13 protein-coding genes are annotated in these 11,529 nt (G+C 54.5%); 4 read left to right on the plus strand and 9 right to left on the minus strand.

The window, feature by feature from the left end:
* The 4 genes from QVO51_RS09020 to QVO51_RS09035 form a co-directional block, all read left to right on the plus strand.
* On the plus strand, positions 1–243 hold a 243-nt coding region (locus QVO51_RS09020), incomplete at its 5' end, for a hypothetical protein (protein ID WP_288168056.1).
* Positions 244–318: 75 nt separating this feature from the next.
* Complete coding sequence (locus tag QVO51_RS09025) at positions 319–684, plus strand: hypothetical protein (RefSeq protein ID WP_022358135.1); 366 nt, start codon at positions 319–321, stop codon at positions 682–684.
* A gap of 220 nt (positions 685–904) precedes the next feature.
* Positions 905–1,204, plus strand: coding sequence for a hypothetical protein (locus QVO51_RS09030; RefSeq protein WP_022358136.1), 300 nt, complete (start codon positions 905–907; stop codon positions 1,202–1,204).
* Positions 1,205–1,214: 10 nt separating this feature from the next.
* On the plus strand, positions 1,215–1,472 hold the full coding sequence (locus QVO51_RS09035) for a pro-sigmaK processing inhibitor BofA family protein (protein WP_022358137.1): 258 nt from the start codon (positions 1,215–1,217) through the stop codon (positions 1,470–1,472).
* 60 nt (positions 1,473–1,532) lie between these two features.
* Here the strand turns inward: QVO51_RS09035 and QVO51_RS09040 are convergent, their stop codons facing one another.
* From QVO51_RS09040 to QVO51_RS09080, 9 genes are all read right to left on the minus strand, one after another.
* Entirely contained in the window at positions 1,533–2,723 is a 1,191-nt protein-coding gene (locus QVO51_RS09040) for a S41 family peptidase (RefSeq protein ID WP_022358138.1), read from the minus strand.
* Positions 2,724–2,814: 91 nt separating this feature from the next.
* On the minus strand, positions 2,815–4,140 hold the full coding sequence (locus QVO51_RS09045; RefSeq protein WP_276747378.1) for a murein hydrolase activator EnvC family protein: 1,326 nt from the start codon (positions 4,138–4,140) through the stop codon (positions 2,815–2,817).
* A gap of 28 nt (positions 4,141–4,168) precedes the next feature.
* On the minus strand, positions 4,169–5,074 hold the full coding sequence (ftsX, locus tag QVO51_RS09050) for a permease-like cell division protein FtsX (RefSeq protein WP_022358140.1): 906 nt from the start codon (positions 5,072–5,074) through the stop codon (positions 4,169–4,171).
* Positions 5,064–5,750 (minus strand): cell division ATP-binding protein FtsE, encoded by a 687-nt coding sequence (gene ftsE, locus QVO51_RS09055; protein ID WP_022358141.1) that lies wholly within the window; start codon positions 5,748–5,750, stop codon positions 5,064–5,066. The genes ftsX and ftsE overlap by 11 nt, the downstream gene beginning before the upstream one ends.
* A 150-nt stretch (positions 5,751–5,900) precedes the next feature.
* Positions 5,901–6,986 carry a PucR family transcriptional regulator gene (locus QVO51_RS09060; protein ID WP_022358142.1) on the minus strand — a complete coding sequence of 362 codons (1,086 nt, stop codon included), beginning with the start codon at positions 6,984–6,986 and terminating at the stop codon, positions 5,901–5,903.
* A 224-nt stretch (positions 6,987–7,210) separates the two neighbouring features.
* Entirely contained in the window at positions 7,211–8,899 is a 1,689-nt protein-coding gene (argS, locus tag QVO51_RS09065) for an arginine--tRNA ligase (protein WP_022358143.1), read from the minus strand.
* A 45-nt stretch (positions 8,900–8,944) separates the two neighbouring features.
* Positions 8,945–9,361, minus strand: coding sequence for a DUF1934 domain-containing protein (locus QVO51_RS09070; protein ID WP_022358144.1), 417 nt, complete (start codon positions 9,359–9,361; stop codon positions 8,945–8,947).
* 24 nt (positions 9,362–9,385) lie between these two features.
* Positions 9,386–10,204, minus strand: a complete 819-nt coding sequence (gene murI / locus QVO51_RS09075; RefSeq protein WP_276746581.1) for a glutamate racemase — start codon at positions 10,202–10,204, stop codon at positions 9,386–9,388.
* 64 nt (positions 10,205–10,268) lie between these two features.
* Entirely contained in the window at positions 10,269–11,342 is a 1,074-nt protein-coding gene (locus tag QVO51_RS09080; protein ID WP_015558051.1) for a D-alanine--D-alanine ligase family protein, read from the minus strand.
* Positions 11,343–11,529 lie beyond the last annotated feature (187 nt).

An 11,529-nucleotide genomic window follows, 5' to 3' on the forward strand; every position in this document is an offset into this window, starting at 1 on the left:
GATAAACTCCAGTCCTCCAATGCAGAGCCTCTGCTCAAAGCAGTCAGCAGCAAGCTGGGGATCCCCCCGGAGGAGCTGCGGACTCAGCTGGAGGCAGGGAAATTTGACAGTGCCATTCAGCGCATGAATCCGGGCGAGGCTGCCAAATTCCAGCAGGCCATGCAGAACCCGAAGCTGATTGAAAAGCTCATGTCCTCTGCCCAGGCGCAGGCACTGTATAAAAAACTGACCGGCGGAAAATAAGACAACACCCCACAAAGTCTGTGGGGCATTGCCCTTGGATGCTGTCAAAAAGGAGGCTCTGTACGGAGGGACGCCATGGATGATCTGATGAAAAAAATGCAGGAGGTACTCTCCGACGAGCAAAGCATGCAGCAGCTCAACGAGCTTGCCGCCATGTTCCGCAGTGAAATGAACGGGACACCCGAGCATACCCCCGGGGACAGTCCTCCTCCGGCAGAGGATGGGCAGGAAGCAGCCGGCTTTGACTTTAGCAAGCTGCTGCAATTGCAGGGGCTGTTCAGCAGTCAGCAGGAGGACAAAAACGCCGCCCTGCTGCTGGCGCTGCGACCCCATGTGAGCCAGGAGCGACAACAGCGCATCGACCGGGCAGTCAAGCTGCTGCGGCTGTATACCATGTGGAGCGTTCTGAAGGAAAGCGGACTGCTCCAGGATCTGATCTAGGGAGTGTTGACACTAAGATAATATGCAGATTTTCGAGCATAAATTTTACGTAGACAAGGCAAAAAGTCGCAGGCAGGCTGTCGCCTGTCAAGACTTTTTAACGCAGAATGCGTGAAATTTTGCCGAAAAGATGCGTTGTTAGGCTTAGTGTCAACACGACCTAAGGCAACACCTCACATCGCTTGTGAAATGTGACCTGAAACAAAGGGAGGAAGCACATGTGGCAGGGCTCAGCAATACAGAACGCAATATGATGCGGCAGGATGCCATGCGCCGGGCACAGGAAATGCGGCGGCAGGGGCCTCAGACAACAACCGGCGGGGTACAAGCACCACCCCCTCCGAAGCCTGCACCCCCTCCCCCAACCGCAAAAAGCATACAGAACCCTATACAGCCCTTACAGGATCTGCTGGGAACACTGAACCCAGAACGGGCGCTGATCCTGGGACTGCTGTTCCTGCTGGCAAAAGAGGGCGCCGACATCAAACTGCTGGCGGCGCTGGGATATGTATTGATGTAAGGAGACGACTATGTTGAAAACGGAATGGATCTTCTGCGGCATCTGGCTCATCGCCGGACTTTGGATGCTCCGGTGCTATCTGAGCCGAAAGCGCCCCCTGCGCTCCGCCCTGCTGGGCATGCTCACCGGTGTGGCAGCCCTGACTCTGATGCATCTGTACGGCGGACGCTTCGGGGTGGAGATGCCCCTGAACTGCTTTACGGGGGGCATCTCCCTGCTGCTGGGCGTGCCGGGGGTAACGCTGCTGACGGTGCTGCTGCTGATATAAGGCAGCCGGATACGCCAAACGCAGGATATCCCACCAGGAATACCCTGCGTCAATTCATACTTATGCACCGCCCTGCAGCGCCGTCAGTGCCTTTTGCAGCTGAGGATCCGCATCATGGCTCCGTTCATCCAGAGCAGGTGCATCCTCCGGCAGCTCCACGGTTTCATCCGGAATCAGACCGATCCCCTGGTAGCATACAGAACGGGCAGTCCGATAGGTAGCCACTGTAATGGTCAATCCGCCCCCATCGTCCAGAGAAATGGTGTTCTGCATAACCCCCTTGCCATAGGTGGTAACCCCGTACAGCTTTGCCTTTTCAAAATCCCGCAAAGCAGAAGCAAACAGCTCCGCCGCACTGGCAGTATCTCCGTCCACCAGCACTGCCATGGGCAGGTTCAACTCCTTTGCATCCGAACGGATCAGCACTTCCTCCCTGCCGTCCCGGTAGGTGGCAAATGCCACATCTCCCTCCGGCAGCAAGGGATCCAGGCACTCTCCGACGGAGGTCACCAATCCCCCGTGATTGCCCCGCACGTCAAAGACCAGAGCAACCGCCCCATCATTCAGCAGGTTTTGCAGCGCCTCGTTGAACTGCTCCACCGTGGATTCCTTAAAGCCGGAGATACGGATATAGCCGATCTTACCCTCCAGCATCTCTCCGGAGGCGGTCTTGACCTGGATGGTTCTGCGTACCAACTCATAATCCTGATCCACGCCTCCCCGGCGCACCGTCAGCTTTAAGGTGGTACCCTCCTTGCCCTTGATCTGCTCCACTGCCTGCTCATAGCCAAGCTCCAGCACATCCGTGCCGTTGATGGCAACAATGATATCTCCGGACGCAAGCTCCGACTGGGCAGCCGGGGTATCAGCCGTGACGGAATCGATGAAAATATACCCGCTTTCGTCCTTGGTGACGGTAACGCCGATGCCCACCAGGACACCCTTGTCATTTTCCCGGGAGGTCTCCATCTCCTTGGCGGTCATGTACCGGGAGTAGGGATCGTTCAGACCGCTGACGTAGCCCTTCAGAATGCCATCGGACAAGCTCTCCTCATCGATCTCCTTGTAGTAGTTCTCCCGCACCAGACCATCCAGTTCACTGAGCCGGTTATAGGTATCCGCCATATTTTCCACACTGGAAACCTTCTGGTTAAAATGATGCAGATTATAGGCAGAGGTCAGGATAAAGGTCAATGCACAGGCCAGCGCCACCAGACTGATGGTCAGTCCCAGGCTGATCTTTTTGTTCATAGCGTAGTCGGATGCACCGCATCCTGCTCCTTTCCAAACATTGCATAAATGCACGGAACAACCCTGTTACAGATTGCCCCGTGCAGATAGATTATATACCGAGATAGGGTGCCGGATTCACAAAGGAACCGTTCTTCATCACACCGAAGTGCAGGTGGAACCCGGTGGACCAGCCGGTGGATCCCACCGTACCCAGCACAGTGCCGGTGGAAACTGTCTGTCCGTAGGATACGCTGACGGATGCCAGATGTGCATACAAGGTGGAGTAACCGTCTGCGTGGGTCACTACTACATAGTTGCCGTAGCCACCGTTGCAGCCGCAGCTTCTGGTCTTTTTGTAGTTATGGGTACAGCCGGTTTTGACCAGAGTCACAGTACCGCTGGCTACTGCCACCGTTGCAGCGCCGCTGATACTGGAGCCGCCGCTGGCAATGTCAATACCCTGGTGCATTTTCCCCCAACGATTACCATAAGGACTGGAGATAAAGTAGTGTCCCGGCACCGGCCATGCAAAGCGCCCACCGGAATAGGTGGTGTCCGGCTTGGTCACGGTGGTGGTCTGGGAATTGTTCTGCTTGGTCGCCAGAGCCTGCTGCCGCTTGATCTCCGCCATGATCTGATCCTGCTCCTTTTCCTTGGAAGCATTCTCAGCCTTATAGGCGTTGATGTCCTTGTTTGCAGCGTCCGCTTCTTCCTGTAATTCTGCCTGTGCAGCCTTGGTCTGCTGCACCTTCGTATTCAGCTCCTGGATGGAATCACTGTAATCCGCACGGATCTTTTCCTGCTCCACCTTCTGCAGCTCCTGCTCATTCTGCTTGGAAACCAGCTGCTCCTTGCTGCTCTTCAGCTGCTCCATCTGTTCCATCAGACCTGTTACCAGCTTGTCGTCGTGATCTGCCACCCGGGCGATCAGATCCATCTTGGACAGCATATCGTAAAAGTCCGTGGATCCTACCAATGCGGATGCCAGACTGTCATTGCCGGTCACATACATGGCACGCAGCCGCTTCTTGAAGCTGTCCAGTCCCTGGTCAATATCAATCTGCTGCTGGGCAATGTCTGCCTCCAGGGTGTCGATCTCCCCCTGGGTATCCTCGATCTGCTGGTTGATGGTAGTCAGCTGCACATCCACCAGGGAGATCTTCTCGTTGATGGTCTTGATCTGCTCCTGGAGGGCATCCTCAGCCTCCTGCTGCTTGTTCATGTCCTGTTTCAGAGCATCCAGCTTTTGCTGCTGCTCCTGGATCTTCTGGTTGTTTTCCTTGATCTCCTGCTCCAGCTGGGAAATGGTCTTTGCGCTTGCAGGCATATCCCCAAACTGCTGTGTACAGGTCAATACGCCAAATGCAACCGCCCCGCAGACGGTCAGTGCCTTGAGCCGCTTGACCCAATCATGCTTCTTCTTGCTCTTTTGCATATGTGTGTCCCGAACGGACATTCCCTCCTTATACCTTCAGATGTTTTCTTGTGGAAATCACACTGCCGATGGCGCCTACCAGTGCGCCAGCCCCCAGATATGCCAGGGTCACAGGCAATGCTACGTCATTGTAGGTAATGATGCTGCCTACGCCAATGATGCTCAGAATGTCTGCATCTGCTTTCAGCAGATCCACCAGAGAGTCATACGAAAACCAGGTGATGACGGTTGCCACTGCCCCTGCCATCAGGCCGGTGAGCATACCCTCTACAAAGAAGGGGAGCCGGATGAAGGCATTGGTTGCGCCAACGTATTTCATAATGCTGATCTCCCGCCGGCGGGCAAACACGCTGGCACGGGTGGTGTTGGAGATGATGACCATGGACACGATCACCAGAGCTACCACAACCGCAAGCGCCACAACGGAAACGATCCGCCGCAGACCGGTCAGCACATTGACAAAGTCATAGGGAGCACGGATCCGATCCACATCCTGCATGCTGTTCAGGGAGCTCAGGGTATCGGAAAGCCGGGAAATATCCGTCACCCGGATCCGGTAGGCATCCGGCAGGGGGTTGTCATCTCCCAGAGATTCAAACAGCACTTCATACTCCATCATATCCGACTTCAGGTCCGCATAGGCGTCCTCCTTAGAGTAGAAGGACACGCTAGACACATTGTCCATCTGCTCCAGCTTCTTGCCCATCTCCTGGATCTGCTGATCGGAGGTATTGTCTTTGATGTAAATAATCACTTCGTTTTTATCTTCAATTCCACCAATAATGGAATTTAAATTCAAAAAGAACAGGCAGGAGATGCCTACCAGCAGCAGGGATACCAGCAGCACACAAAAGGAAGCAAATGCCATGACCCGGTTCTTCCAGACGTTGTCCACGCCCTGCTTGATCAGATATCTTACGCCGCTAAGCTTCATAATTGCCTCCTACCATCTCATCGAAGATGATGGAGCCGGAATTGATGTTGATGATACGGCCGCCGAAATGCCGCACCAGCTCGTGAGCGTGGGTGACCATCAGAACTGTCGTGCCGCATTCATTGATCCCCTGCAGCAGCTCCACCATTTCATAAGACAGTTCCGGATCAATGTTGCCCGTAGGCTCGTCCGCAATAATAAGCGCCGGGTCATTTACCAGCGCCCGGGCAAGTGCAACACGCTGCTGCTCGCCGCCGGACAGCTCCCTGGGATAGGAGGACGCCTTGTCCTGAAGTCCTACCAGGCTGATCACATAGGGTACACGCTTGCGTATGTACTTTCTGGGGGCATCAATGACCCGCAGCACAAAGGCAATGTTTTCGTACACAGTCATGGTTTCAATGAGGCGGAAATCCTGGAATACCACCCCGATGGTACGGCGAAATTCCGGCACACGCCGACGCTTGAGATTGGTCAGATTATAACCGTTGACGGTAACCACGCCGCTTGTGGCGTCGATCTCCTTCAGAAGCAGCTTGATGAGCGTACTTTTTCCGGCACCGGAGGAACCGACCACGAACGCAAATTCGCCGTCGTTGACCTTCAGACTGATATTGTTGAGCGCCTGAATACCTGTCGTTTGATAGGTAACGGAAACATTCTTCAACTCTACCACAAATACACCTTCCTTATTCTTTCGGCAGCCGGCTTGTCCTTCCCGCAGGATGCGGAGAACAAAGAATCCCTGCAAGCAGCCCTGCACAGGCTCTGTGCGATGCTGTCCTAAGAAAATTGCCCAACACGAATGCGTCGGGCAAATAAAGCTTTAGAATTTAACGGGATTTGCCGACAAATATTTCTTGACCATCAGGGCGATCTTGAAGATGATCGCATGGTCAAATTCACGAAGATCCAGACCTGTCAGTTTCTTGATCTTCTCCAACCGGTACACCAGGGTATTCCGATGTACAAACAGCTTTCTTGAGGTTTCGGACACGTTCAGATTGTTTTCAAAGAACCGCTGAATGGTAAACAGTGTCTCATGATCCAGAGATTCGATGCTGCCCCGCTTGAACACCTCGTGCAGGAATGTTTCACACAAAGTGGTGGGCAGATGATAAATCAGACGGGCAATGCCCAGATTGTCGTAGCTTACGATGACTCTGTCCGTGTCAAATACCTTGCCCACTTCCAGCGCCATCTGGGCTTCCTTAAAGGAACGAGCCAGATCCTTTACGCCCACAACCACGGTACCGATGCCCACATTCACACGGGTGTAAAACTCGCTGCTGAGGGTATCCGCAATGGAACGGGCGAGTTTTTCCAGATCCTTGGAGTCCACCGTATTCTTGATTTCCTTGACCAGCACGATGTCGGTTTCGGTAATGTTGAATACAAAGTCCTTGCTCTTGTCCGGAAACAGATTCTGGATGACATCGTAAGCGGAAATGTCATTGGCGGAAACGATGCGGATCAACAGCACTACCCGGCTGATCTCGGAATTGAAATGCAGCTCCCGTGCCTTGATTACAATATCTCCCGGCAGTACATTGTCCAGCACCACGTTCTTGATGAAGTTGTTCCGGTCGTACTTTTCGTCGTAATACTGCTTGATGTTGGAAAGGGTGATTGCCATGATGCTTGCATACTTGGCAGCGTTTTCGTCCACGCCCTCCACGAATACGGCGTAATCCGGCGTCACCCGGGAGCCAAAGGGCTTGTAGGTGTAGCCGTCCCGGATGAAGATCTCGTGGGAGTCGCTCAAATCCAGCGAAACAAACTCATTTGTGGTGCCGATCTTCGTCAGGTCGCTGCAGGCGATGATGGTTGCAGTATCATCCACAACGCCAATCACAGCGTCAATGGTATCGCGCATCTGGTGAACCAGCCCTTGAAATAACCTGTTCGACATAATTTTGAAACCCTTTCTTTTTCATAAATTTCGCACATGCCGGTTTGCTTCACTCGAATATATTACAGATTGTAACACATTTTCGAGCCGTATTTGTTAACAAATTGTGAACTTTCCGCTGACATGTTACGATTCACATTCAAAAACGGCGTTTTTTCGCCATAATTCCCCGTTTTTTCTGATACTTTTTTGTAACCAATCTGCAATAAATTGACTGCAAACTGTCACATTTTCTCCGGGCAGGTAATTTTCAGCATGGTCAGTGCATTGGCAAGTGCCTGCCGGGTAGCTGCACAAAGGGCAAGTCGTGCCTCCCGCAGCTGGGGCTCTGCATTCTTTACGGTGCATGCATCGTAGAACTTGTGGAACAGGGTCGCCAGCTCCACGGTGTACTTGGTGATCCGGGAAGGATCGTAATGCTTTGCCGCCGTGTCGATCTCCTGGGGCAGCATGGCAATGTACCGGATCAGCTCGATCTCCTGGGGCTGTGTAAACTGCTGCATCCGCTCCCCGGTCAGTTCTGCCGGCCGGATCCCCTCCTCTGCCAGATTCCGCAGCAGACTGCAAATCCGGGCGTGGGCATACTGTACATAGTAAACCGGGTTCTGGGAGGATTTCTCCACTGCCAGATCCAGATCAAACTCAAAGTGGGAATTCGCCTCCCGCAGATTGAAGAAGAAACGGGCTGCATCAATGGGGATCTCCTCCAGCAAGGTCACCAGAGTAATGGCCTTGCCGCTGCGCTTGGACAGCTTTGCCACCTGGCCGTTCCGCATCACGAATACCATCTGCATCAGCACCACGTCCAGCTTGGAAGCGTCCACCCCAAGGGCGGTCAGCGCCGCCTTCAGACGAGGCACATAGCCGTGATGATCCGCACCCAGCACATCGATGGCCTTGTCGAAGCCCCGGGTCACCAGCTTGTTGTAGTGGTAGGCAATATCGGGAACCACATAAGTAGGAATGCCGTTGGAACGCACCAGCACGAAGTCCTTGTCCGCCCCGAATTCCGTTGCCTTGAACCAGGTGGCTCCGTCCTGCTCATAAGTATAGCCGCTGTCCCGCAGCTTCCGGACAATCTCCAGCACGCTGCCGTCTGCATGCAGAGTGCTTTCCCGGAACCAGGTGTCATACTGGATCCGGTACTTGCCCAGATCCCGCTTCAGCCCTTCAATATTCTTGGGCAGTGCATACGCCACCAGGGCATCCCGCCGTGTCTTGGCGTCAGCGTCCACATACCGGTCGCCGTTTTCCGCCGCAAACGCCTTTGCATGCTCCACAATGTCCATGCCCTGATAAGCGTCCTCCGGCAGCTCCACCCCATCCCGGTACAGCTGCAAATAGCGCACCTCCAGGGATGTGGCAAACTTTTCGATCTGATTGCCGGCGTCGTTGATGTAGAACTCCCGCTCTACCTGATAGCCAGCCCAGTCCAGCAGGCTTGCCAGGCAGTCCCCGATGGCGCCGCCTCTTGCGTTGCCCACATGCATGGGGCCGGTGGGGTTTGCGGAAACGAACTCCACCAGCACCCGCTTGCCCTCGCCGGTATCGGTTCTGCCGTAGGTGCCGGTTTCCTCCAGCACCGTGTTCACCACCTGGGCAAACCACCGGGGGCTCAAAAAGAAGTTGATGAAGCCGGGACCAGCGATCTCCGCCCGGTCGAAGTAGGTACCCTCCAGCACCAGTTCTCCCAGGATCTTCTCCGCAATGGCACGGGGCGCCATCCGGAAGGGCTTGGCGCAAACCATCGCCGCATTGGTCGCAAAATCCCCGTGGGACTTGTCCGCCGGAATCTCGATCTTGAAGTCACTTACCGGCTCCGGAGGCACCGCTCCGGATGCCACCAGTCTGCCCATGGATCCCAGCAGGATCTCCCGCAGCTGATCCGATGCCTGTTTAATCAGATTTGCCATTGTTTCAACGCTCCTTTTATCTTCCACAGCCCCGCAGGCGCTGCCTTATGCCTTCCGCACGGAAAGCCTGATCTCATTGTCCGACAGGTAACTGCCGTTCATATCAATGGTATACCGCAGGAACAGCTCTCCCCCCTCCGGGGTCAACCGGTTCCGGATTGCGTGGGTGTATACCCCGATCACCATTTCCCCAAAGGGCATGGCATAGTGGCAATAGTGCTTTTTATTAGATTCAATGACCAGATTGGAGGTGGCAGTGCCGCTGCGCCGGATGGACGCAAGCCGCTCTCCTTGCACCTCCACCTCCGTGACGGAGCCCTCAAAGCCCGTGGCTTCAGAATCCTCATAGCTGATGTGGGCGGTATCCCCCTCCATCCGGTAGACACCCTCTGTCACAAGCTCTGTCACCGTGCGATCCTCGTTGACGATCTGCACGCTGGTCATATCGATCATAACATCCATAGTTTTCTCACAATCTTTGTGCCGTTACGACGGCGTATCATCCAGGGAGGCAAACAGCACCTTGCCATCCACGCCTTCCTTCAGAAAATGCTTTGCGTTTTCCTCAAACAATGCCACGCTGTCGCTGACGTAGAAGGTGCAGGTACCGGGGGTTTCCCGATCCGTCAGCAGGTCATGCTCCAGCAGGCAGAGATTTGCAAACTTTGCAGCCTCCTCCCCGGAGGAGATCAGCGTCACGTCCGGCCCCATGATATCCGCAATCAGATCCCGGATCACCGGATAATGGGTACAGCCCAGAATCAGGGTATCCACCCCTTCCTGCTTGATGGGGGTCAGATATTCCTCCGCCACCATCCGGGTCACCGGGTTATCCCGATCCGTGTAGCCGTTTTCCACCAGATGCACAAACAGGGGGCAGGCATTGCCCACCACAAAGGCATGGGGGTTGATGGTCTTGATGGCCTTGGCATAACTGCCGCTGCGAATGGTGGCAGGGGTGCCGATGACGCCGATGCGCCCGTTCCGGGTGGCGCCGCAGGCAGCCTGCACCGAGGGCAGCAGCACCCCGGTAAAGGGCATATCCGTCACAGGAGACTTGGTGCCCAGAATGGTGCTGACCGTGCCGCAGGCGGCAATGATCATCTTAATGGGGAATTTCCGCAAAAATGCAATATCCTCATTTGCGTATTTCAATACGGTTTCCCGGCTCCGGCTGCCGTAAGGGATCCGGGCAGTGTCGCCAAAATAGATAATGTTCTCGTTGGGCATCAGTGCCCGCAGGGCTTTGACAGCCGTCAGACCGCCGATGCCTGAGTCGAATACGCCGATTGCGTCGTTGTTCATGTTCCAATCACCGGCTGCATCCACAGATCACAGCCGCTCTCCTTCCAGATTTAATAGAACAGGATCAATAGGTACGATCCGCATTCTCAATAGCCTGCTCCAGCAGCTTGTCGATCAGATAGCTGTAGCTCATGCCCAGATTCTCCATCAGCTTGGGATACATGCTGATGGGTGTAAAGCCCGGCATGGTGTTGATCTCGTTGAGGATCACCGTACCGTCCTGCTTGAGGAAGAAGTCCACCCGGGACAGCCCCTTGCAGCCCAGTGCCTTGTATGCAGCCACTGCAGTTTCCCGGATCTCCTTTTCGCTGTCTGCGTCGATCCGGGCAGGGATGTACAGCTTGGAGGTACCCAGAATGTACTTTGCCTCATAATCGTAAAAGTCGTTGCAGGGCTCGATCTCTCCCACAAAGGATGCAAAGGGGTTGTCGTAGCCGAATACCGCAACCTCCAGCTCCTTGCCCTGGATAAACTCCTCAATGACCACCTTATTGTCATGACTGAAGGCGATCTTGACCGCATCCTTCAGAGTTTCCGCATCCGTTGCCTTGTTGATGCCGATGGAGCTGCCGCAGTTGGCAGGCTTTACGAACAGAGGGTAGCCCAGTTCTTCTCCGATCTGTGCACAGCAGGCATCCAGCCGGTTCAGGTCACGCTGCCCGATCATGCGCCACCGTGCAGTCCGGATCTTGTTGTAATCCAGCACCGTGTGGGTGTGCACCTTATCCATACAGGAGGCGGACGCCAGCAAACCGCAGCCCACATAAGGGATCCGTGCCAGATCCATCAGACCCTGGATGGTGCCGTCCTCCCCGTTCTTGCCGTGCAGCACCGGGAATACCACGTCCACCTTCCGGACGGTAGCCTCACCGTTTTCGATCAGCAGGAAACCGCCGTGAAGGGGATCCGGAGAGAGCACTGCAGAAATACAGTCGGGATCCCGTTCCCACTCGCCGGAGGCAATGGCAGCGGTATCGCCAGGGTAGTACAGCCAGCGTCCCTTTTTGGTGATGCCGATGCACATAACCTCGTATTTATCCTGTGGAATATTTTCAATGACGTTTGTCGCCGAAACCAGTGAAACATCATGTTCGCTGGACACGCCGCCGAAAACGACTGCTACTCTGATTTTAGACATAACCTACTCCTTTGTTCGTCAAACTGCCCGCTCCGTCTCGCCGGGCTTGACAGTTTTTATTTTATGTGACATAATATTATAGCATACTTCACAAAACAGCGCAAGTATTTTTTTGCATTTTCACAGAAAAAAGCGCAAAGTTCCTCTGCCGGATGGGAGCATGCCTTCAGTGTGCCTATAGGCAACA

Source organism: Ruminococcus sp. CAG:379 (assembly GCF_000434255.1).
Classification (GTDB): Bacteria; Bacillota; Clostridia; order Oscillospirales; family Ruminococcaceae; genus Ruminococcus_F; species Ruminococcus_F champanellensis.

What these genes read in the sequence shown, in the direction of transcription:
- QVO51_RS09025 (WP_022358135.1), top strand. Translation starts at nt 319, where the DNA reads ATGGATGATCTGATGAAAAAAATGCAGGAGGTACTCTCCGACGAGCAA.
- QVO51_RS09035 (WP_022358137.1), top strand. Translation starts at nt 1,215, where the DNA reads ATGTTGAAAACGGAATGGATCTTCTGCGGCATCTGGCTCATCGCCGGA.
- QVO51_RS09040 (WP_022358138.1), bottom strand. Translation starts at nt 2,723, where the DNA reads ATGAACAAAAAGATCAGCCTGGGACTGACCATCAGTCTGGTGGCGCTG.
- QVO51_RS09045 (WP_276747378.1), bottom strand. Translation starts at nt 4,140, where the DNA reads ATGCAAAAGAGCAAGAAGAAGCATGATTGGGTCAAGCGGCTCAAGGCA.
- ftsX (WP_022358140.1), bottom strand. Translation starts at nt 5,074, where the DNA reads ATGAAGCTTAGCGGCGTAAGATATCTGATCAAGCAGGGCGTGGACAAC.
- QVO51_RS09060 (WP_022358142.1), bottom strand. Translation starts at nt 6,986, where the DNA reads ATGTCGAACAGGTTATTTCAAGGGCTGGTTCACCAGATGCGCGATACC.
- argS (WP_022358143.1), bottom strand. Translation starts at nt 8,899, where the DNA reads ATGGCAAATCTGATTAAACAGGCATCGGATCAGCTGCGGGAGATCCTG.
- QVO51_RS09070 (WP_022358144.1), bottom strand. Translation starts at nt 9,361, where the DNA reads ATGGATGTTATGATCGATATGACCAGCGTGCAGATCGTCAACGAGGAT.
- murI (WP_276746581.1), bottom strand. Translation starts at nt 10,204, where the DNA reads ATGAACAACGACGCAATCGGCGTATTCGACTCAGGCATCGGCGGTCTG.
- QVO51_RS09080 (WP_015558051.1), bottom strand. Translation starts at nt 11,342, where the DNA reads ATGTCTAAAATCAGAGTAGCAGTCGTTTTCGGCGGCGTGTCCAGCGAA.